The 22,117-nt window shown below is 55.6% G+C and carries 20 protein-coding genes; 10 read left to right on the top strand and 10 right to left on the bottom strand.

Features of this window, described 5'->3' with window-relative positions:
- From ACT3RU_RS07190 to ACT3RU_RS07180, 3 genes are all read left to right on the top strand, one after another.
- Entirely contained in the window at positions 1–516 is a 516-nt protein-coding gene (locus tag ACT3RU_RS07190; RefSeq protein ID WP_192527590.1) for an acyl-CoA thioesterase, read from the top strand.
- A 136-nt stretch (positions 517–652) separates the two neighbouring features.
- A complete protein-coding gene (locus tag ACT3RU_RS07185; RefSeq protein WP_192527589.1) occupies positions 653–1,657 on the top strand; it encodes an ion transporter in 1,005 nt (334 codons plus the stop codon).
- Positions 1,650–2,255, top strand: coding sequence for a LysE family translocator (locus tag ACT3RU_RS07180; RefSeq protein ID WP_192527588.1), 606 nt, complete (start codon positions 1,650–1,652; stop codon positions 2,253–2,255). Before ACT3RU_RS07185 ends, ACT3RU_RS07180 begins: the two co-directional genes overlap by 8 nt.
- Here the strand turns inward: ACT3RU_RS07180 and ACT3RU_RS07175 are convergent.
- Together ACT3RU_RS07175 and ACT3RU_RS07170 are read right to left on the bottom strand one after the other, a co-directional pair.
- The gene (locus ACT3RU_RS07175) at positions 2,252–2,569 is read right to left on the bottom strand and encodes an I78 family peptidase inhibitor (RefSeq protein WP_483392645.1); all 318 of its coding nucleotides are present in this window, start codon (positions 2,567–2,569) and stop codon (positions 2,252–2,254) included. The genes ACT3RU_RS07180 and ACT3RU_RS07175 overlap by 4 nt on opposite strands.
- A gap of 131 nt (positions 2,570–2,700) precedes the next feature.
- Entirely contained in the window at positions 2,701–2,832 is a 132-nt protein-coding gene (locus ACT3RU_RS07170) for an entericidin A/B family lipoprotein (RefSeq protein WP_087105855.1), read from the bottom strand.
- A 188-nt stretch (positions 2,833–3,020) separates the two neighbouring features.
- On the opposite strand from ACT3RU_RS07170, the gene ACT3RU_RS07165 reads away from it, so the two are divergent.
- Entirely contained in the window at positions 3,021–3,440 is a 420-nt protein-coding gene (locus tag ACT3RU_RS07165) for an HIT domain-containing protein (protein ID WP_192527586.1), read from the top strand.
- Here the strand turns inward: ACT3RU_RS07165 and ACT3RU_RS07160 are convergent.
- Genes ACT3RU_RS07160 through ACT3RU_RS07145 form a run of 4 tightly spaced genes read right to left on the bottom strand, consistent with a single transcriptional unit; the run spans position 3,437 to position 6,114 of the window.
- Positions 3,437–4,441 carry a nickel/cobalt transporter gene (locus ACT3RU_RS07160; protein ID WP_225733818.1) on the bottom strand — a complete coding sequence of 335 codons (1,005 nt, stop codon included), beginning with the start codon at positions 4,439–4,441 and terminating at the stop codon, positions 3,437–3,439. The two genes, ACT3RU_RS07165 and ACT3RU_RS07160, sit on opposite strands and share 4 nt — an antisense overlap.
- A 55-nt stretch (positions 4,442–4,496) precedes the next feature.
- Positions 4,497–5,147, bottom strand: a complete 651-nt coding sequence (locus ACT3RU_RS07155) for a DUF1007 family protein (protein ID WP_412767836.1) — start codon at positions 5,145–5,147, stop codon at positions 4,497–4,499.
- A gap of 35 nt (positions 5,148–5,182) precedes the next feature.
- Complete coding sequence (locus ACT3RU_RS07150; protein ID WP_192527584.1) at positions 5,183–5,557, bottom strand: hypothetical protein; 375 nt, start codon at positions 5,555–5,557, stop codon at positions 5,183–5,185.
- Positions 5,554–6,114 (bottom strand): hypothetical protein, encoded by a 561-nt coding sequence (locus ACT3RU_RS07145; protein WP_192527583.1) that lies wholly within the window; start codon positions 6,112–6,114, stop codon positions 5,554–5,556. The genes ACT3RU_RS07150 and ACT3RU_RS07145 overlap by 4 nt, the downstream gene beginning before the upstream one ends.
- 121 nt (positions 6,115–6,235) lie before the next feature.
- Here ACT3RU_RS07145 and ACT3RU_RS07140 point away from each other — a divergent pair, with 121 nt between their 5' ends.
- Both ACT3RU_RS07140 and ACT3RU_RS07135 read left to right on the top strand, forming a co-directional pair.
- Entirely contained in the window at positions 6,236–7,375 is a 1,140-nt protein-coding gene (locus ACT3RU_RS07140) for a glycerate kinase (RefSeq protein ID WP_192527582.1), read from the top strand.
- Positions 7,376–7,608: 233 nt separating this feature from the next.
- Entirely contained in the window at positions 7,609–8,085 is a 477-nt protein-coding gene (locus ACT3RU_RS07135) for a Dps family protein (protein ID WP_172117354.1), read from the top strand.
- A 73-nt stretch (positions 8,086–8,158) separates the two neighbouring features.
- Here the strand turns inward: ACT3RU_RS07135 and ACT3RU_RS07130 are convergent, their stop codons facing one another.
- Both ACT3RU_RS07130 and ACT3RU_RS07125 read right to left on the bottom strand, forming a co-directional pair.
- On the bottom strand, positions 8,159–9,625 hold the full coding sequence (locus ACT3RU_RS07130; RefSeq protein ID WP_192527581.1) for an aminoacyl-histidine dipeptidase: 1,467 nt from the start codon (positions 9,623–9,625) through the stop codon (positions 8,159–8,161).
- A 39-nt stretch (positions 9,626–9,664) separates the two neighbouring features.
- Positions 9,665–11,857 (bottom strand): tRNA(Met) cytidine acetyltransferase TmcA, encoded by a 2,193-nt coding sequence (locus ACT3RU_RS07125; RefSeq protein ID WP_318779694.1) that lies wholly within the window; start codon positions 11,855–11,857, stop codon positions 9,665–9,667.
- Between the two features lie 243 nt (positions 11,858–12,100).
- Between ACT3RU_RS07125 and ACT3RU_RS07120 the strand changes: the two genes are divergently transcribed.
- Positions 12,101–13,801, top strand: coding sequence for an ABC transporter permease (locus tag ACT3RU_RS07120; protein ID WP_192527580.1), 1,701 nt, complete (start codon positions 12,101–12,103; stop codon positions 13,799–13,801).
- Between the two features lie 6 nt (positions 13,802–13,807).
- Here ACT3RU_RS07120 and ACT3RU_RS07115 read toward each other — a convergent pair whose 3' ends face one another.
- Positions 13,808–14,908, bottom strand: a complete 1,101-nt coding sequence (locus ACT3RU_RS07115; RefSeq protein WP_192527579.1) for an ABC transporter ATP-binding protein — start codon at positions 14,906–14,908, stop codon at positions 13,808–13,810.
- Positions 14,909–15,159: 251 nt separating this feature from the next.
- Between ACT3RU_RS07115 and ACT3RU_RS07110 the strand changes: the two genes are divergently transcribed.
- Positions 15,160–16,185 (top strand): Fe(3+) ABC transporter substrate-binding protein, encoded by a 1,026-nt coding sequence (locus ACT3RU_RS07110; protein ID WP_192527578.1) that lies wholly within the window; start codon positions 15,160–15,162, stop codon positions 16,183–16,185.
- Between the two features lie 68 nt (positions 16,186–16,253).
- On the opposite strand, the gene polA is transcribed toward ACT3RU_RS07110, so the two are convergent.
- Positions 16,254–19,028, bottom strand: a complete 2,775-nt coding sequence (polA, locus tag ACT3RU_RS07105) for a DNA polymerase I (RefSeq protein WP_192527577.1) — start codon at positions 19,026–19,028, stop codon at positions 16,254–16,256.
- A 163-nt stretch (positions 19,029–19,191) separates the two neighbouring features.
- Between polA and ACT3RU_RS07100 the strand changes: the two genes are divergently transcribed.
- Positions 19,192–20,151, top strand: a complete 960-nt coding sequence (locus ACT3RU_RS07100) for a homoserine kinase (RefSeq protein WP_483392644.1) — start codon at positions 19,192–19,194, stop codon at positions 20,149–20,151.
- On the top strand, positions 20,148–22,061 hold the full coding sequence (gene speA / locus ACT3RU_RS07095) for a biosynthetic arginine decarboxylase (RefSeq protein ID WP_192527575.1): 1,914 nt from the start codon (positions 20,148–20,150) through the stop codon (positions 22,059–22,061). The genes ACT3RU_RS07100 and speA overlap by 4 nt, the downstream gene beginning before the upstream one ends.
- Positions 22,062–22,117: the final 56 nt, after the last annotated feature.

Raw genomic sequence — 22,117 nt, 5'->3', positions numbered from 1 at the left:
ATGTCAGATGCCGCACACACGGCCTTACCAGGACAGCATGAGCTGTCAATGACCGTACTAATGACGCCCGATATGGCGAACTTCAGCGGTAAAGTACACGGGGGCGCTATTCTTAAAAAACTGGATGAAGTCGCTTACGCTTGTGCCAGCCGCTATTCGGGGCACTATGTCGTCACCCTTTCCGTCGACCAGGTGCTATTTAAACAGCCCATTCACGTGGGTGAACTCGTCACTTTTTTGGCCTGCGTTAACCATGTTGGTCGCTCCTCAATGGAGATCGGCATTAAGGTGGTCGCCGAAGATATCCGTAATAAGCTCATCCGCCATACCAATAGTTGCTACCTCACCATGGTCGCGGTGGACCCTGACGGAAAACCCGCCAGCGTTCCCCCTTTGACGCTTACCACCCCTGTTCAAAAGCTCCGTTTTGAAAAAGCAGCATTGCGAAAAAAGCATCGTAAACAGGCAGAGCAGGAAGAAAAACTTACCCAGCAGCACTATCAGGCGCAGGCTTAACTGTCAGGCGCAGGCTTAATAGTCAGGCGCAGGCTTAATAGGCTAACCCAGATATTACGAGGCGTCGCAGGCAGCGGCCGAATCAGGTGGGCTAAGCGCTTGATGCTGCTTTAATACCCATTCACAAGGAGGTTACATGCCCACCAGAAGGCGCTACCCACAATTGCCCAAGCCCGTTGAGTACGCTCATATTGGCTGGGATTTGCTGATTCTCATCGCGGTGGTGCTTAATTTAGGACTTTTGCTGTTTGACTCACTGTTTTTAATCGAGCCTGTGAACCAAGCCATTGCAGGCCTGACACCCGCCTTTTATACATTTTACGACACTCAAATCCATAGCCGCTTTTTTACGATTGATCTGTTCTTTGTCGCTTTTTTTGTTGCCGATGTTCTGCTGGGCTGGACCGTCGCCGTGGCCGAAAGGCGCTATCATCGCTGGTTTTTCTACCCCTTTGTGCACTGGTATGACGTTCTGGGCTGTATTCCATTAAGCGGTTTTCGCCTACTCAGAATACTGCGTGTGGTGTCATTACTTCATCGCTTACATCGTCTGCGGCTTATTAACATTACTCACTGGTCGATATATCAGTTTCTCTTTAAATATTACGATATCCTGCTTGAAGAGCTTTCTGATCGTATCGCGCTACGGCTTTTGGACAATGTTCAGCAGCAAATTCTGGCCAGCGACTCGCTAACTGAGCGGGTGGTCGACCGAGTCATCATGCCGCGTAAAAAACAGTTGATTAGTGAAATTGTGCAGCGCCTGGAAAGTACCGTGGGCGAGGCATACCAACAAAATCGCACTCACGCTATGAAAGCCATTGATGAACTTGTAAGCCGCACACTACGTGAAAGCCCTGAGATTCAGCGCTTGCACCGCCTGCCGATGGGCCAAACCGCCACAAATGCCATGCAGGCGTCTATTAGCGGCGTTGCCCAACGGTTAGTGGATGAGCTTGCGCTGGGCATCCACTCTCCTGGGTTTAGGCAAGTGGTTGAACGCACCGCAGAGAGCGGCTTTAACAGCTGGCTGACCGTCGATGAAGGCAGCCAACGAATCACAGAATTGGTGCTTTACGATATGCTTGAAATGCTTAAAGAGCAGGTGAATCGCCAGCGTTGGAAGGATCGTTATGAATAGTCAGTGGGTTATTCTTGGGCCAGCCGCCCTTTACATGATGTCGATGACCCTGACGCCCGGCCCTAATAACATTATGTTAACCGCGTCAGGCGCCAACTTTGGCTTTAAGCGCACGCTGCCGCATATGGTGGGTATTGTCGGCGGCTGCTTTTTGCTGTTTTTCGGTATTGCTTTGGGGTTAGGCGTGCTGTTTGAGCGCTATCCTTCCCTACAATTAGCCCTGCGCTGGTTAGGCAGTGCTTATTTGCTCTACCTCGCATGGAAAATTGCCAGCGCGCCACCGCCTGATTTAAAGAGCAAGGCACACAGCGTACCCCTTACCTTCTGGCAGGCCGCTGCGTTTCAATTCGCCAATCCCAAGGCGTGGGTCATGGGGCTTGCGTTAATCGCGGGGTTTATTCCTGATCAAGGTTCAACCGTTGCAAACGCGTTAATCCTGGTGGGCTTTGTAGAGCTGGTTGCCTTCCCCTGTTTGGCGCTATGGGCGGGGTTTGGCATGGCGATCGGTCATTGGATTAAAAGCGACGGCGCTTGGCGAATATTTAACGTCACCATGGGAGTGCTCACCGCCGCTTGTGTAGTGCTGATATTGCGCTAACCGCAGCGTAAAGCTTCGACCGTTTCATTACTATCCACATGGATATTCAAGCGGTCCGGTCGGTGGTCCATAGTGGCCACATCGCCTGGACGTAGCACGCGCACCTGGCGCGACTGACTTTCGCTTTGCAACTGCGAAACGTTCGCTTCATCGAACGCCTCGCCTATAGCGTAGCGAATTGAGGCGGTATCGCAGCTGTCCATGGGTATCGGCTGGCCATTTTGATCACCCGAACCCGACGTTCTAGCCGTGTCAGAACCGGTAGCGCATGCAGAAAGCAGAATAATGCCGCCGCTGGCGGCTAATAATTTCACGTACTGAAACCCAGAAATGGATCGCCACGTATTCATAAACCTACCCCAAATGATTATTAACATGCAGGCCAAACACAAAGCGGGCCAAGCAATTGCCTAGCCCGTTCGACATCGTCAAGGGTTCATGAACCTTAGCTTGCGGCGTCCTGAACGGCCTGGCCGCCTCTTTCTACATCCTGGCCTGCGCCAGCCACCGTGTTACAACCGGCCAACGCGCCTGCTGTCATAAGTAGAATAAAACCAGTCGCTAAAAGCTTTTTCATTTGAGTTCTCCTTAACGTGTCTAGCAACAGCCCCTCTGGTAGCGCCTACCATTTCCAAGGGGTACTTTCAGCGTAACAGTGTTTGGGTAATTTCGCCTGTTTTCCCGAAGGTTGCTCCCTACACCGCGTCATCTACCCAAAGCATCGGCTATCATATACACCATTGAAGACTACCTGGAGCGCGCCCTTTGAACGATTTCACTCTCGACCAACGTCTGGATGCTGACACCTTCCCCATCGCCGACCTGCCACTTTGTCGTGTGCTGTTAATGAATGATGCGCGCTATCCTTGGGTGATTCTGGTGCCCCGGCTGAATAATATCAGCGAAGTATTTGAGCTTTCCGAGACTGACCAGGCCCAGCTATGGCAGGAAGCAACCCAACTGGGCAGCGTGATGAAAACCCTCTTCGAGGGCGATAAACTGAATATCGCCACCTTAGGTAACGTCGTCAAACAGCTGCATATCCATGTGGTCGTGCGCCACCAGGCTGATGCCACTTGGCCTGCGCCGGTATGGGGCAATGGCAGCGCCGAACCGTATGAGTTGGAGCCACTTGCCGACCTGCGCGATCAACTTATTGCGCATATTGACCGCTTAAACGCTTAGCTCCTTAAAAGCGGGCTGCTTTGCCTTGCGGGCGGCTCGCCAAGCAAGGGCGCCCCGGCGGGTTGAGAAACACTCGTTGTGACAAGCATAACGCCCAATAAAACAATCAACATACCGCCGGCCAGCGCCGCCCAACCCACCGCTTTATGCGCCGACTGAGAAGCGTGCTGCTGCCTGGCTAAACGCCGCGTTGCCCAGCGGCGTGCAAACACGCTGGCAAGCGCCAGCGCCGACACCGTAATTCCTGTACCCAGCGACATGGCCAGTACCGATAAAACGCCAATATAAAACTGCCCCAATAGGCTGGCGGCACCGAGTAAAAGTACCGCGCCACTGCAAGGACGCATACCAATCGCGCCGACCGTCATAATGGCTGTACGCCAATCCAACGCCTGCTCGGGTTCAATATGATGCGCACCGCCACAGCAGTCGTGGTGGCCATGGTTGTGGCCGTGGTCGTGCTGAACCGGATAAAACGTAATGGGCTGATAAGCGCGGCGCAGCTGCTTGTAGGCCCGAACGCATAGCCAAACACCCAATAGCGTTATGAGTAAAAAACTGGCCTGCTCAACCCAAACAACACTGCCCATGGCCTGACGCGTTAGCCACCCCAGGCCGTGAACCAGAATGGCCACCATGACAATGGCAGTCACGCCTTGCAACAGAGACGCGGCAAACGAAAGCCCTAACGCTCGCCGCACGGCGCCACCATGAGAGGCCAGATACGTTGCCAGCACCGCTTTCCCGTGCCCTGGCCCTGCCGCGTGAAAAACGCCGTAACCAAAACTGACGCTCAATAATACCCACCAGGTGGCTTGAGAAGGTTCGCGGGCAAGCTCGGTAATCGCCAGCGTGAGCGAGCGGTTAAAGCTCCGCTGCCAAGCCAGCATCTGGTAGCTTGTGCTCTGTACCCCCCCTTCCCATAGAAATATCACTGCCCCGGCAGCAAGTGCTAATAGCGCAATCAGCATAATGGGCCTGCGCATAACGAGTGATCGCATAAAGCACTACCTTATTTCATACATTCATAAAATTCGTCGGGCCTGCGGCTTGTGATTAGCGGCAATCAACACGCCCTGTTTCGGCAAAAAATCGTCCAAGCCCTGGTTCGGCTTCCTCATCCTGGTCCAGCAGAGCAGCTTGCAGGACCAGCTCAGGATCAGGTTCGGCGATTAAGATGCTAAGCTCGCAGGCAGGTTCCCCGTGCAGCACCAAGGCGTCGTCTTTAGGCTGATTATTGTCTGACTCATGAACCATCTCGATATAATACGTTGGATCGTATATTTGATAATCAAGCACATGACCCGCCAAGGGTTGCGGCGTTTGTAGCGGGAGGATAAACGTAAAATTAAGCCGCCCGTCATGTTCCCTGGCCGTGTATTCGGTTACCTCACCCAATGCCAGCGGCTCGCCATCCAGGCGAACGTCTGTAAAGTAGTGCTGACCCGCAAGATTATTGCGTATTTCAGTACCTAATCGGTCAAGCCCAACTTCCAGGCTAACGCCATCCACATGCTGGAGCTCTTCAAACACCACCAGGCTATAAAAAGGGTCCATCCGCCATGCGTGATGCAACCCGCGCACAACGCCCTCTTCGTCGGTCATGACCCGGATACTGAAATCAATCCAGCCATGCGGATGTGCTGTTGCAAGCGGACTCATCAGAAAGCCGATCAATCCAGCGCCCAGCGCCCAACATTTGCCGATATAAAAAGTACTTACTCTTTGATCACAACACTGCTTCACGGTGCCAATCCCAACGTTGCTTGTAAGTCCACTAGCCACGAATCCAATAAATAAGGTGCCAATGGTTGATTGCCACGCCAGGCCATGACACTCACTTGGCTACCACTCCCCGCTTCACTCACCTGCAGCTGCAAACGGTATTCAGGCCAGCGGGCTAGCGAGGCTTCTGCACGCCCCAGGGACAAATCGGCGTGGCGTATCACATATCCTTGCTTCATCATCAGCTCGACAGCGCTTCGAAACGTCGTATCGACAGAGGTTGGATAAACAAGCTCACGCGGGACAGAGGGCGACGTCGTTGCACAGCCGGTAAGCCATGCACCCAAAAGCATCACGCCTACCCACCTGATATCCCAACGGCCTCGCCTCATAATCCTCTCCCGGTTGGCACCCTGTATTGCTCAAGCGCCGTTTGGAAACGCTGACAAAAATCATCGTTGCTCGCACTGTACGACTCCCGCATATCGCCCAAATGGTCGAAGCGGCGGATATCGCGCGAAATGCGAATATGGTCGTCGTGGATCAGTAACGAGACACGTTCGACCTCGACTGGCTGCTGTTGAAGCCCGCCCCCAAAGCCCATTCCAATGCCGATACCGCCACCACCTCCAATCCCGAACCCACCGAAGGCACGTATGCCGCGACCATAACCGTAGGCGTTATCATAAGGATCGTAATAGCCACGCAGCGCTTGGGTGCGGCTAGCGCTGACCAGGCCTAACGCCGCATCCGTCGAATTCAGTTCAAATCCCGATTCGGTGAGTAGCGCAACGCTTTGGCGAAGCACTTCTTGGGAGTCTCTTTCAGCACTGTTAGAAAAATAGCAGGCCGCTGAGGGGGCAGGCTCAGCCTGGGGCAGACGGTCTGGCGTCACCTGGCAGCCAGCCAACGCCAGCAGGCAGGTTAAGCTAATCGGTATCGACTTCATGTTAGATCCTCGAGCGATGATCACAACGGGTCTATCAGCAACTGGTCTATCAGCAAGCAGCGCGTTAAGCTCCTCTCATCATTACAATAGATTAGAGACCGTCATTTGCGGAGATTGTGCGATGAATATCCTGCTTTGCCCCGATAGTTTTAAAGACGCCCTAAGCGCTGAATTAGCAGCCAAGGCGATGGCTAAAGGCGTACGTAGTGCGGTCCCCGACGCGCAAACACACTGCTGCCCGTTGGCTGATGGTGGCGAAGGAAGCCTGGATGCATTAATTGCCGCAACCGGTGCCAAGCGGTGCTATCAAACGGTTCACGATGCACTTGGTCGACCCCGTGATGCAGCCTGGGGCTGGCTGAGCGAACAGCGTACCGCGTTTATCGAACTGGCAGAAGCCAGCGGATTACAACACTTAAGCCCTCAAGAGCGCAACGCGCTACAAACCTCCACCTTTGGGGTAGGCGAGTTATTTCTCGCAGCGCTTAACCAGGGCGCCGAAAACGTACTGCTACTGCTAGGAGGAAGCGCCACCAACGATGGCGGCGCTGGCATGCTACAAGCCTTGGGCGCCAGGCTTCAGAATGCACATGGCAAGCCACTTGCGCCAGGCGGTGCTGCGCTTGCAGGCCTTGAATCGCTGGATATTTCCGGACTGGACCCACGTCTGGCATCACTCAACGTGGAAGCAGCGGTAGATGTGGATAACCCGCTGCTGGGTGAGCGGGGCGCCAGTGCGGTATTTGGCCCTCAAAAAGGCGCCTCCCCTGAAGAGGTAGCTCAGCTTGACTTGGCGCTTGCCCGCTTTGCCGATATTTGCGCCAGCACGTTGGCGCATGACTACCGGGACCTACCCGGCGCAGGTGCCGCAGGCGGAATGGGGTTTGCAGCCAGCGCGTTTCTTAACGCGACGCTAAAACCGGGCATCGAGCTGATTATGCAGCACGCGAAGATGCCCACCCTGCTCAATAACGCCGACCTGGTCATTACCGGTGAGGGGCGGCTGGATGGGCAAAGCATGTCGGGTAAAACACCTATTGGCGTTTCCCGTGCGGCCAAGCGCTTGGGTAAACCAGTGGTTATTTTAGCGGGCAGCCTGGGCGATGGCTGGCAAGCCTGCCTTGATGAAGGTGTAACCGCGGCCTTTGCCTTGGCCGATGGCCCCATGACGCTGGAACAGGCTTTACCCAGAACAGCCGAGTTGCTGGCGGCACGCTGTGAAACAATTATTCGTTTATGGTTAACCCCGGCGGCCCCTTGAAAAACATCTCGAACGGCAGCATTACTATTGGTAGGCAGCATTCGTGAAAACCACGTCGATACATGGTCCGTTTTAAGATCCAGTTAGTAAAACCGGGCGGTGTTGCCGTCACGGTAATGTCATAACGCTATGAGTACGATGCAAAAAACCTGTTTTGCAATGTTCCAGCAGCGTTTTATGCTAATCAAACGATTTGATAGCCGTGCTACACGGCTCCAACAAGGAGAGACAGCATGACCGATACCAATAGCATCGGCCTTCATGAAGGCAGTGCCAGCCAGCTTGCCGAGAAACTCAACCACCTGCTGGCGAACTATCAGATTTTTTACATGAACGTGCGCGGCTACCACTGGAACGTGAAGGGTAGCGACTTTTTTGAACTGCACGCCAAGTTTGAAGAGTTTTACACGGACCTACTGACCAAGGTAGATGAAGTCGCCGAGCGTATCCTCACCCTGAGTCACAAGCCGGTACATGCCTACAGTGACTACGCCACGCTTTCGCATATTCAGGAAGATAAAGACGTACACGACGGCAAAGCCTGCGTTAACGGCATTATCAAAGGATACCAGGTCCTGATTGAGCTTCAGCGCGAAGTGCTCTCACTCGCCTCTGACGCTGATGATGAAGGGACAGCCTCACTAGCCAGCGACTACATTCGCGAGCAGGAAAAAACCATCTGGATGCTGAACGCCTACCTAGGTAAGTGATAAGCGCTCTTCTTAGCGATAGATGCAAAAACGGCACCCTCGCGGTGCCGTTTTTGTTTAGCCCGAGGTTGGGCTAGCCTTTCTGAGCGAGGTCTTCCATCAACGCGCGCAGCATACGCCAGAACTCATCGACCGATGCAAGCTCCACCCGCTCATCCGGGGAGTGAGCCCCACGAATCAGCGGGCCAAACGAGATCATATCCAGGTGGGGATATTTACTGCCCAGAATGCCGCACTCAAGCCCCGCATGAATGACCTTAACAGCGGGTTCTTTCTCAAACAGCGCGGCATGGCGTTTGTTAAAAATCGCTAACAGCGCACTGCCAGGATTCGGCGCCCAACCGGGGTAGCTATTCTCGACACGGACACGTGCGCCAATCAACCCAAACAGTGCCTCAAAACGGTCGGCCAAAGCGATCATTGCGGTATCGTGTAAGGAGCGCACCAGCGCACATAGATGCAAACGGCCCTCTTTCAGGCTGAGTACACCCAGATTATTGGACGTTTCAACAACACCGGGCACATCAGCGCTCATGCGCTCGACGCCGCAGGGCGCTGCGTGAAGCGCGGCCACCAACATGGCGCTGGCGTCTAGGGTTAGCGGGTCTACTGACGCGTTATTCACCGCACGCGTTGCCGTCAGCACCAAACCGCTATCGCCACTGCCAAGCTCGGCACGCAGGGTGCTTTCCAGCGCTTTTAGCGCGTCGAAGGCGGCATCCACTTCGTCAGCGGGCAAGGCCAGCTGAGCAAACGCTTCACGAGGAATCGCATTACGCAGCGTACCGCCGTGGTAGCTAACCAGCCGCCCATCAAACCCTTCAAGGGTACGCAGCGCACGCACCAGCAGGCGATTGGCATTGCCCAGCGGCTTGTGGATATCCATGCCTGAATGGCCGCCTTTAAGGCCTGTCAGTGCAATCTCGACCAGTTGCTCATCGTCGCGCAGCTTGGCACTGGGTAGCTGGGCATCCACCACCACATCGCCACCGCCCGCGCAGCCGATATACACTTCACCACGGTCTTCACTATCCAGGTTAAGCAGCAATGAGCCTTTCAGCCAGTTCTCTGCCAGGTTCAGCGCGCCCCCCATTGAGGTCTCTTCTTCCAGAGTAAACAGCGCTTCCAGCGGGCCATGGGTAAGCTCAGCATCCTCAAGCACGGCAAGAATAGCCGCCACGCCCATTCCGTTATCAGCCCCAAGCGTCGTACCCTCAGCATGCAGCCAACCATCGGCGACGTAGGTGCTTATTGGATCACGCGAAAAATCATGGGCGCTGTCAGCATTGGCCTGGGCCACCATATCCAGATGGCCCTGCAAAATAACCCCAGGGGCGTGTTCGCAGCCAGGTGATGCCGGCTTACAAATGCGCAAATTGCCAAAACCATCGCGGTCGTGAGCAAGCCCTTGAGCATCGGCCCAGGCTTCTAATATCGCGACCAACGCAGCTTCCTGGCCAGAAGGGCGCGGCGTATTACACAGCGTACGAAAATGGCGCCAAACGATAGGCGGCGTTAACGCGTCTAAATGTGCGTTCATAAAAGCTCTTCATTATCGGTAACCGACCCACTTTACTCCTCAAGGCGACGAGGGAAAAGCATGCATTGATGCCACTTGCCCCACCGCTTGGCGTAGTGCACGAACGGACGCATTATGCGCGGCGGCTAAAGGCTGATTTTGAAAGGCCCACGCCGCCAGTTGGTGATGCGCGGTTGCCATGCCTGATGAGGGCACGTGGCTGGCTTCTCGCGCCAGCGCTTGTAGCGCAGGCCGCGCCAGCGCCGGGTCACGATGCGCATAGGCGACATCGTTGATGGCTTGGCGCTCCTTTGCGGTTAGCGGCGTAGAAGGCAGTCCGCGTAGTAACAGTGTGACTACCTCGGCGGGCAGCGTGGTTAATTCAAACGCCAGCAAGCCGGGCAGCGCTGCGCTGAACCCTGCCGTTAACGAATGCAGTACCGCGTGCCCCTCAACGTTCAGCGCTTTGGCTACCATCACCGCAAATTCCCCCGTGGCGGCTTCACGGGTGATGCCCAGCCGCACGGGCTGAAACCCTTGGGCAAGCCAGAAGCGCAGTAGCGACGCTTCGGCGCCGAAGGTGGCGCCATAAAGCGCAATGCCTCGCTGCGTGGCCTCCTGAATATCCTCGGCAATAAGCTGTTGCCCCAGGCCTTCCCGGCGGCGGTCTGGATGAGTAGCGATACGCACGACACGTCGCCAGCGGGCGGTCAGTGCTGTACGGCTGCCCATGTGGGCGGCCAGCGACTGCGCCATCAAATGCCCTTGCGGGCGGCGCTCGCCCCGTGCGACTTGCTCGGCAAGCGAGGCATCAAAACCGCCCTCTTCTCGTGCCACTAGAACCGCTTGAGGGGCATGTTTGTGCCCCAGTAGACGCAGCGTGGTTCCGGGTCCGTCTAACAGCTGACGCACGTCACCTGGAGAGGTCCGGTAGTGAGACTGCACCAACAAGCCAAACAGCGCTTCAAGAGCAGCTTCCTCCTGGGCAAGGCAGGCACGTTCGAGTGTATATGAGCCATCCGCGTCATCGTCACGTTGCCCTAACGCTGGCAAAGGCGCCTTGAGTAGCAGCAACCGGTTAATCGCGGCTTCAAGAGGATCACCGGCACTCCAGCGAATGGGGGTGTCCAGCGTCAAGGCTTTCCATTGCGGCGTCAGCCGGGTCAATACGTCTTTAAAGCGCAAGGCAAACCCTCGCCCTGAACCTTCGTAGCCATCAACGGTGGTCGCAAACGCAATACGCGGAAACGCCGCCAGCCACTGACCCAACAAGGCAGCAGGAATCGCCGCGGCTTCATCCACCATTAAATAGCTGCCATCGCCTCCCAACTGTTTGGCCGCAACTTGCTCGGTAAGTACATCCGGGGGCAAAAAGCTCAGCTCGCGGTTATCTGCGAGTTGAAAACGTCCTGGGGCGATGCGCGCTCCGTCAGGGCACAGGGCTTCAAGCCGAGCGAACAGACTCTCCACGGCGCTTAACCTGGGAGCCGTCACAATGATATTCGAGGTTCCGTTTTCTAAAAGCCGTGCGCAAGCGATCCCAAGCGCGGCACTTTTTCCCCGCCCGCGGTCAGCGGTAATCACCACCGGGCGGCGGCGTTTTAAACGTACAAGCTGGGCAACGATAGCCGATTGATCCGTCGTGAGACATGCGCTATCGCTAACGCTCTGTGGACAATTCGTGCTGGCGGGTAAACGGGGAAGCGCTGGCATTCCGGAGGCATGCCAAGTGATGACATCTGTACGCTCATGAAGCAGGCGAGCCAATCGCGCCAGATAGTGCGACGTTAACTGCTCCCAGTGCCAAGGGTAGTCAGCAAAGCGCGCGTAATCCGGATCCGGATGACAGCCCCAAGGCTTGGGTGTAATAAGCACCAGCAAGCCTCCTGCTATCAACGTGCCTGCCAGCGCGCCTAGCGCGTCAGGATCAAAGCCTGCCTCGCCACTGGCATCCAGCACGATGAGCTGATGCTCTGCACCTAAACGCGTGCGCGCCTTACGGGGCGTTATCCAAGGCTCAACGGGCACATCATCGGCCTGATGAGCAACCCATAAGGGTGCTGTCCAGTTAGCAGCCTGCCAAAGCCGATGCGCGTGGGCACGGCATTCGCAAGGCCTACCGGTTAGCCATACCAGTTGACGCCAACGCCTCCTCTCCAGCCGCTTGGAATGGGCAACTAGCGTTTGAACTGGCCGTTCACTAGCCATGCCTAACGTTTCCGTCAGCTCGCTTGGTGGTGATAACCCTGGCATCAAGACTCCTGACACGCGTTATTGCTTAAGTTCTTGCTTAAAATAATGCTCGAAAAGTAGGTCTATTTTCGCCGTTTTTCCCCTTTGTACAACACTCATTGGCTAAACGGAGTGCTGATTACCTTAACGAGCGGTTGGGCGCGGAGATAGCTGCAGCCACACTACCCAAGTGATACTATTTACAGCTGTTATTTTTTCGCATTGACGAGTCAGCCTGCCAGCCTCGTCTTAGGAGACAACGACGTGCCCATTCCCGCTCGCCGTTCACGATTGGCGCTACTCGCTGACGGTATATCCCGCTTTAGGCTATCACTCACACCCTGGTCATGTGCGCTGTTCTTGATTGCGCTGATGGTGGCACTGCCGATTCTGGTCGTCTTGAGCTATATCTTTGTGCCGACGGAAGGCGTCTGGCAGCACTTGGCGAGCACCGTCTTGAGCCGCTATCTGTCGAATACCTTTTGGCTTGTGCTCTGGGTGGGGCTGGGCACGTTAATCATAGGCGCCGGCAGCGCCTGGCTGGTGGTGATGTGTCGCTTTCCAGGCAAACGAATCTTTGAATGGGCGCTTTTATTGCCGCTGGCGGTGCCCACCTATGTCATCGCCTACGCTTACACGGATTTTTTGCAGGTGGCAGGGCCGCTACAGAGTGCGCTTCGAGGATGGTTTAACTGGCAGTATGGCGACTACTACTTCCCCAATGTACGTTCGCTAGGCGGCGCCGCAACGCTGATCACGTTTGTGCTGTATCCCTACGTTTATTTGCTCGCCCGCGCCTCCTTTCTTGAGCAATCGGTATGCGTACTCGATGTAGGGCGCACGTTGGGTCGTGGCCCTTGGCATCTGTTTGCAAGCGTTGCTCTACCGCTGGCGCGCCCCGCCCTGGTGGGCGGCGTTTCGCTGGTACTGATGGAAACCCTCAACGAGTTTGGCGCGGTGCAATTTTTTGGCGTAGATACCTTTACCACCGGCATTTACCGCACCTGGTTTGGGCTGGGCGAGCCCGTGGCAGCCGCTCAGCTAGCCGCCTGCCTGCTGACGTTTGTGATTGTGCTGGTGCTGCTGGAGCGCTTCTCGCGCGGGAAGCGGCGCTATTTTCATACCACCAACCGCTACCAGCAGTTGCCTGAGTATCGCCTGCACGGTTGGCGCGCCCTCGGCGCAACGCTCGCCTGTTTGTTGCCTATTGTGATTGGTTTTTTATTGCCGAGCGGTATTTTGCTGAACCTCGCCATCCATCAAGGCGACGCCCTTCTGGGCACGCGCTTTATCCGCTTCGCCACTAATAGCCTAAGCCTTGCCACGGTAGCAGCATTGATTGCCGTGGGCCTGGCGGTGCTGTTGAGCTATGGCGTCAGGCTGCATAACTCGCCCGGGGCCCGGCTATTTACCCGAATCGCCGCGATGGGCTATGCCATTCCCGGCTCGGTGGTCGCGGTAGGTATCTTGATTCCCTTTGCCTGGCTGGATAACACGCTGAATACGTGGCTACACGCCCACTACGGAAAAATTATCGGCCTGGTGTTTAGCGGCTCGGCGTTTATTTTAATTTATGCCTATGTCGTGCGCTTTTTGGCCGTGTCATTTAATGCGGTTGAGGCAAGCCTGGGCAAAGTTACCCCCAATATGGACGCCGCCTCGCGCACTTTGGGCCAAACCGCAGGTGGCACGCTGCGCCGTATTCATACGCCGCTGATGCGTAGCAGCCTGCTGGCCGCCGGAATTCTCGTGTTTGTGGATGTAATGAAGGAGCTGCCCGCGACGATTATCCTACGGCCGTTCAACTTCGACACCCTGGCGGTGCGTGCTTATAGCTTGGCATCTGATGAGCGCTTGGCTGAGGCCTCCACCGCGTCGCTGGCTATTGTGGTGGTCGGCATCTTGCCGGTGATTCTGCTTAGCCTGGCCATGCGCCGGGCGCGGCCCGGCAGCCATGCTCAATAAGTCTACCTAGGCTTCATCCTGAAAAACAAACACCTGAGAGTGGTCCAGGTCGATATCAATCGGCTGGCCCTCCTGGGGTAGAAAAACGCCGGGCACGCGGGCATGTAGGTGCGCCTCTTGACCATCAGCCCCGTGGGCGCACAAATGAATGAGGCTGGAACGCCCCAGCAGCTTTGCCATGACGACATGGCTATGGCGGTGGGCGGCTGCGGGCAAGCCGCGTTCCTGAAGCCGCAACGCCTCAGGGCGAATCATAATCCGCGCCTTACTGCCTTCGGGCAGCCAGCTGGCATCTATTTCACCTACCGGAGTTTGTACACGGCCACCCTTTACCGTGCCACTGAGTTCATTTACTTCACCAAAAAAGGTCACCACAAACGGGTCGACTGGCGTGCAGTAAAGCTCACGCGGCGTGCCCGTTTGAATAATTCGGCCATCGCGCATGAGGGCAATTCGGTCAGCCATAAACATGGCTTCTTCCGGGTCGTGGGTTACCAATAACGTGGCCGACCCCAGTTTTTTCAGCACGTGCAGCGTATCGTCGCGAATACGATCACGCAGCCGTGCATCCAGGCTTGAAAAGGGTTCGTCGAGCAGCATCAGCTTGGGCGTGGGTGCCAGCGCGCGGGCCAAGGCGACGCGCTGCTGTTGCCCGCCAGACAGCATATGCGGGTAGGTATCGATGTAATCCGCCATCCCCAACTGAGTCAACAGCTCGACCGCGCGCTCACGACGCTGGCGCACAGGCATCTGTTTGAGCCCAAAGGTGACGTTTTCCAGCACACTTAAGTGAGGAAAAAGCGCCGAGTCCTGAAATGCCAGGCCGACGTTACGCTTTTCCGGCGGAAGGTGACGCTGGCCAGGTAATGCGACGGCCTTCCCTTCCAGGCTAACGCTTCCTTGTTGAAGGACTTCCAGCCCTGCGGCAATACGTAATAGCGTGGTTTTACCGCATCCCGATGGCCCCAGCAGGCACACGACTTCTCCAGGGGAAATCTCTAACGAGACCCCCTTCACCACCTGGTTTGCCGCATACGTATGGTGGACATCGTGTAGCGAAAGAGCCTGTAGCGTGGCGTTATCGGGAGCTGATACGGTTACTGCCATAATGTCACCATGTTCTCGTTGAACCAGCGTCTCATTTAACCAGCGTCTCACTTAGCCAGCACTTTTGGCGTGCTGCTCGGCAGGCTGCGTTGAATATCAACGCCATTGTATTTTTCATTCGCTTGATATGCACGCAGGGTTGCACAACCACGAACACCTTGTTCTTTTTCCCTTGACGCAGGTACTGCGAAAGTATTCAATATTAAAACTTAATGCAACTTATTCTCATAATCATTTAGGACGCTAACCATATGAAAACAACACGTCTTTCAGTCTCTATCGCCGCCATTTTTGCGGGCGCTGCTGTATCAGGCACAGCACTTGCCGATGCGGTTAACATTTACTCTGCCCGCCACTACGATTCGGATGAAACCCTCTATAAAGCGTTCACCGACGAGACGGGCATCGAAGTGAACGTTCTGGAAGGCGACTCCGACCAACTGATGGAGCGCATGCAGCGTGAGGGCATTGCCAGCCCCGCCGACGTCATGCTGACGGTCGATGCGGGCCGTTTATGGCGCGCCGAGCAGGATGGCCTGTTCCAAAGCGTGGATTCTGAGGTACTGAGCGAGCGTCTGCCGGAGTCAATGCGCCACCCTGACAATTTATGGTTTGGCTTTAGCCAGCGCGCTCGGGTAATCCTCTATAACCGCGACAACGTTGACCCCAGCCAAATCGAAAGCTACGAAGATTTAGCCGATCCTCGGTTTGAAGGCCAGCTGTGCATTCGCTCCTCCAACAACATCTATAACCAGTCATTGTTAGCGTCCATGATTGAGCATCACGGTGAAGAGGGTGCAGAAGAGTGGGCCCAGGGCGTGGTTAACAACCTGGCGCGCAACCCGGAAGGTGGCGATACTGACCAGATTCTTGGGGTCGCCAGTGGCGAGTGTGACTTGGCCGTTGCCAACCACTACTACTATGTTCGTATGCTCCATTCCGACAGCGAGTCTGACCGTGAAGCAGCGCGCAAGGTGGGGGTAATTTTCCCCAACCAGAACGACCGTGGCACCCACGTTAACGTTGGCGGTGCAGGCCTGGTAGCCAATGCGCAAAACCCTGAAAACGGCATTAAATTCCTGGAGTTCTTATCGTCTGATGGCGCCCAGGAAATCTTCGCCGAGCGTAACTATGAGTTCCCGGTCGTCGACGGTGTCAAGAAAGACCCGGTATTAGAGTCATGGGGTGACTTCAAAAAGGATGAACTGAATATTAATGTGCTGGGTGAGAATAATCCCGAAGCCATTCGTATTTTTGACCGCGTCGGCTGGCGCTAAGCCCTCCCCACGCACACAAAACGGCCCGCCATTTGGCGGGCCGTTTTCATGTGAGCACTATTTACTTTTTAATGCGCTTCATCCCAATTAACCCCGCTTTCGGCTTCGACAATAAGCGGGACTTTAAGCTCGGCGGCGGCTTGCATACGCGTTTGCACTTCACCAATAAACGCTTCCACCTGCTCTTCTTTCACCTCAAACACCAGTTCATCATGTACTTGCATGACCATCAGCGCATCGAATTCGCCCTCTGCAAGCCAGGCATCCACGTCGATCATGGCCTGTTTGATGATATCCGCGGCGGTGCCCTGCATGGGCGCGTTGATCGCGGTACGCTCGGCCCCCTGACGGCGGTTGCGGTTTTGCGAGTGAATTTCCGGCAGGTACAGGCGGCGCCCCAGCACGGTTTCCACAAACCCATCTTCCGCTGCCTGGGTGCGAATCCGGTCCATATAGCGAGCCACGCCAGGGTAGCGGTCAAAGTAGCGGTCGATATAAGTTTGCGCCTGATTGCGCTCGATATGCAGCTGGCGCGCAAGGCCCCACGCGCTCATACCGTAAATCAGCCCGAAGTTAATCGCTTTAGCACTGCGCCGCTGCTCACTTGACACTTTGTCCAGCGCGGTGCCGAAGACTTCCGCGGCGGTGGCCGTGTGAATATCGCGATTTTCGGCAAACGCGTCCAACAGGCCCTTGTCTTCTGAAAGGTGCGCCATAATGCGCAGCTCAATTTGCGAGTAGTCGGCGGCGACGATGCGATAGCCAGGCCGAGCAATAAATGCCTGGCGAATCTTGCGCCCCTCCTCGGTACGGATCGGAATGTTCTGCAAGTTCGGATCCGATGAAGAGAGACGACCGGTGGCGGTGACCGCCTGATGGTAACTGGTGTGTACCCGGTTATTTACCTTGTTAATCAAGCGCGGCAGCTTATCGGTGTAGGTAGACTTCAGCTTGGAAAGCCCGCGATGCTCCATGATTACCTTGGGCAGCGGATAATCCAGCGCCAGCTCCTCAAGCACCGCTTCGGCCGTTGAAGGTGCGCCTTTAGGCGTTTTCTTAAGAACAGGAATCTTCAGCTCATTAAACAGAATTTCGCCTAACTGCTTGGGCGAACCCAGATTAAATTCACGCCCAGCCAAGTCAAATGCTTCAATTTCCAGTTCACGAATGCGCTTATCCAGCTGTTGGCTCTGCGTGTGTAGACGTTCGGCATCTATCGCCACGCCGTTACGCTCAATACGGGAAATCACCTTGATCAGCGGCAGCTCCAGGCGATCCAGCACTTGGGCCAGGCGCCCCTCTTTGTCTACCTGCGGGCGCAACACATCGTACAAGCGCAGGGTGATATCGACGTCTTCACAGGCATAAGGTGCTGCCTGCTCTAACGCTATCTGGTTAAAGGTCAGTTGCTTGGCGCCTTTACCGGCGATCTCTTCAAACGAGGTGGTTTTCTCGCCCAAGTATTTAAGTGCCAGCGAATCCATGTCGTGGCGCGTAGCCGTGGAATTCAATACATAAGAGGCCAGCATGGTATCGGCCAGCGGTCCAGCAACGATAATGTCGTAGTTGGCCAATACGGAAATATCGTACTTGAGGTTCTGGCCAATTTTGATGGTCTTTTGATCTTCAAGCAACGGCTTAAGCGCAGCTAAAACCTTGGCTCTATCCAACTGAGCGGGAGCATCCAAATAGTCGTGGGCCAGCGGAATATAGGCCGCTTCACCGGCGTCGAGCGCCAGGCCAATTCCCACAATTTCGGCTTCCATGTAATTCAGGCTGGTCGTTTCCAGGTCAAAACAGAACCGCTTGGCGCTTTTTAAGCGCTTGAGCCAAGCGTCCAATTCGCTTTGCTCAACGATGACATGGTCCTGGCGCTCTTGACGGCTGTCTGGCTGCGCATCACTGGTTTCCTCAGTATCTTCAGGTACCGGTTCGCCGCCTTTTACGTCATCCACGCCTTCATCATTTCCCTCCAGCAGTTCAGCCAGCCACTGTCTGAATTCAAGCTCTTTATAAAGCGAAACCAGCTGTTCGCGATCCGGATGGGCGATGTCCAAATTATCCAGCCCAACCGGCAGGTCACAGTCGACTTTGATGGTGGCGAGCTGGTAGGAGAGATAGGCCTGCTCACGGTGCTCTTCAAGCTTTTTGGATAACGTTTTGGCCCCACGAAACGAGAGCGTTTTAACCCGCTCTAAATCCCCGTAAATGGTGTCCAGCCCGCCGCCCATTCCTTGCAGCAGCCCCAAGGCGGTTTTCTCGCCCACGCCCGGCACGCCCGGGATGTTATCGACCTTGTCGCCCATCAAGGCGAGGTAATCGATAATGAGAGAAGGCGGCAGACCAAATTTGCCCTCCACGCCGGCCTCATCCAGGGTTTCATCTTTCATGGTATTGACCAGCGTGATATGCGCATTCACCAGCTGCGCCATATCTTTATCGCCGGTGGAGATCACTGCATCCCGACCCGCCTGCGTGGCACGGTGCGCCAGAGTACCTATCACGTCATCCGCCTCAACGCCGTCAATGCATAAAAGCGGCAAGCCAAGCGCCTTTACGCAGGCATGCAGTAGGGCGACCTGGCTGCGTAAATCATCCGGCATCGGTGGGCGATGCGCCTTGTAGTCTTCAAAGAGCTCATCACGGAAGGTTTTTCCCGGCGCATCAAACACCACCGCCATCGGGCTTTGCGGATAATCCTTTATGAGCCGTTTGAGCATGTTCAGCACGCCCTTAACGGCTCCCGTCGGTTGGCCATTAGAGGTTGTTAACGGCGGCAGCGCGTGGAAGGCACGATACAAGTACGAGGAACCATCGACGAGCACGATCGGGGCACGGGCCATAACCAATATCCATTGCAAAAAAAGTATAGGCTCATGATACGCGCTAAGCGCCAGCGGCTGAAATAAACTGGCGGATACAAATACGCCTAAGCGCTTAACAACGCTGCCAACTCAGCCAGCAAGCCGCTACAATAATCAGCTTAGCAACCTGGGCGAGACTTTCATGGCTGTATTCACCCCGCTTAGCGACGCACAGGTCGCTACGTTTCTAGACAACTTTGATGTTGGTGGCTTTGTGTCTCTGCAAGGAGTCGCGGGCGGCACCGAAAATTCAACTTTTTTTGTTACCACGCAGCGCCGTGAACTGGTGCTCACCCTGTTTGAACAAGGTGAACATGAAGAGCTGCCGTTCTTCGTCGACCTGTTGGACTACCTGGATGAGCACCGCTTGCCAGTGCCAGGCCCGGTTCACGACCGCGATGGCATCGCACTGCACAGCCTGGCAGATAAACCGGCTCTGCTATTTCCGCGTATGCCGGGCCGTCATCCCGTCGCCCCTAATCTGGCGCAATGCCAAGCGCTTGGCGATACGCTGGGCCGTTTGCATGTGATCTCACAGCACTTCTCCGGCCATCGCCCGAACCCCCGCGACTTGCACTGGCTACAGGCCATGCACCATAAAGTATTGGCGTACTTAAGTCCTGATGATCAGGCATTAATGAAAAACGAAGTCGAGGATTTTGAAAGCGCCTTCAGTCAATGCGCCCAGCTGCCCCAAGGGGCTATCCATGGTGACCTGTTTCGCGACAATACGCTGTTCGATGGCGACCAGCTTGGCGGCATCATTGATTTTTATAATGGCTGTACTGGTGATCTACTGTTTGATCTCGCCATCGTGATTAACGACTGGACATCAAATGAAGACGGCACGCTCAATGCAGAGCGCTATAATGCCTTGCTGGGGGCTTACCTGGCACGCCGACCGCTCACCGTCGATGAGCGTGACGTATGGCCGATGATGCTGCGCATGACGGCGCTACGCTATTGGTTATCGCGTCTACTGGTCGTCTACGTTGACCCACCGGCTCACGATTTAACACCTCACGACCCCGAGCGTTTTCATACCATCTTAAACGCGCGCATTGCGTATGGCGCCTTACCTCTTCCTGAGGCTGACTTATGAGTGCAACGCAAAGTGGGTCAGCACTAAGTGCTCGCCGCACATGGAATATCGACCAATGGGGCAGCGGCTACTTTGATGTAGACGACCACGGCCAAGCGCTGGTGCGCCCCTTGGGCAACGACGCCGAAGGCCCTACCCTGCCCCTGCGTGAGCTGGTGATTCAGTTGCAGGAGGCGGGCCTACGCCTGCCTGTTCTGGTGCGCTTTAGCGATATTCTGCACGACCGGGTTGAACAGCTGTGCGGCGCCTTTGATGCCGCCATGTGTGATATTGACTACCAGGGCGGCTACACCGCAGTTTACCCCATTAAGGTCAACCAACAGCGCCGCGTGGTCGAGGAAATTCTGGCGACTTCCGAGCGCGGTAATGGCCGAGTAGGCCTGGAAGCGGGCAGTAAGCCCGAGCTTCTTGCCGTGCTTGCTCTCTCGGGCGGTGGGTCATCGCTGATCGTGTGTAACGGTTACAAGGACCGTGAGTACGTGCGTCTTGCCCTGCTGGGCGAGAAGCTTGGCCACCGTGTTTACCTGGTAGTGGAAAAGCTCTCAGAGCTTGCGATGATCATGGAAGAAGCGCGGGAGCTGGAGGTTACACCGCGTATTGGCCTGCGTGCGCGCCTGGCCTCGGTGGGCAAGGGCAAGTGGCAAAATACTGGCGGCGAAAAGTCAAAATTCGGCCTGACCGCCAGCCAGATTCTTGAGGTCGTGGAAACACTGCGCGCCCAGGAAGCCTTGGCAAGCCTGCAACTGGTGCACTTCCACCTGGGTTCGCAGATCGCCAATATCCGCGACATTCAGCGCGGCCTGCGTGAGTGTGCCCGTTTTTATCAGAACCTGATTACCCTTGGCGCACCGATTGATACGGTCGATGTAGGCGGCGGCCTGGGTATTGACTATGAAGGCACCCGCTCGCGCAGTTACTGCTCAGCCAACTACTCCATGCGCGAATATGCCCGTAACGTCGTGAGCGCCTTTGCTCAGCTGTGCGAAGAGTCCAACCTACCTCAGCCCCATTTAATCAGTGAATCGGGCCGAGCGTTGACGGCCCATCACGCGGTGCTTATTACCAATGTGATTGGCGAAGAGCGCATTGATGATACGCCGCCCGAGAAGGTGCCTCAGGACGATATACAGGTTGATGCCCTTTGGCGCGTGTTCGACCAGCTTGCCACGCCTCAGGAGCCGCGCATGCTGGTCGAGGCTTGGCACGACCTCCTGCAGGCGGTAAGCGAGTTGCAGGACAGGTTTGTGCTGGGCCTGAGCGATATCAATGCCCGTGCCGAAGGCGAGCGCCTGTATTTGGCAGCCTGTGCTCGTTTGCGCAGCCAGTTGGATACTCGCAATCGTGCACATCGCGAAATTATGGATGAGCTTGCCGAGAAGCTGGCTGACAAGCTGTTTGTTAACTTCTCGCTATTCCAGTCGGTGCCTGATGTGTGGGGCATTGAGCAGATCTTCCCGGTGCTGCCATTAAGCGGGTTGAATCAAACCCCAACGCGCCGTGCTGTCATTCAGGACATTACCTGCGATTCAGACGGACGTATCGACAGCTACGTTGATGGACAAGGTGTGGAGAGCACCCTGCCCCTGCCCGAATGGCCCTCGGAAGATGAGCGCTGGCTAGGCTTTTTCCTGGTGGGGGCTTATCAAGAAATTCTGGGTGACTTGCATAACCTGTTCGGCGATACCGACTCGGTTGACGCTGCATTAAATGAGCACGGCGAGTGGGTGCTTTCCAACCCGCTGGCGGGTGATACCGTTGCCGATGTACTGGCCTACGTCAACTTTGATGCCAAGGTACTTATGCAAAAGCTGACCGAGCAGATCGTCAATAGCGGTTTCTCAGAGCAAGAGCAGGAAAGCTTTGCGGCAAGCCTGCATGAAGGGCTGGAAGGCTATACGTATTTAGAGTAACGCTACCGCCTTACTTTTTTTCCTTACTTTTCAGCACCAATAGAAAGCGTCCCCCC

The sequence above is a fragment of the Halomonas sp. TP35 genome (genome assembly GCF_052375975.1).
GTDB classification, from domain to species: Bacteria; Pseudomonadota; Gammaproteobacteria; order Pseudomonadales; family Halomonadaceae; genus Vreelandella; species Vreelandella citrativorans.
The sequence above is the reverse complement of the archived record's forward strand: the minus strand, read 5'-3'. Positions and strand labels throughout refer to the sequence as shown.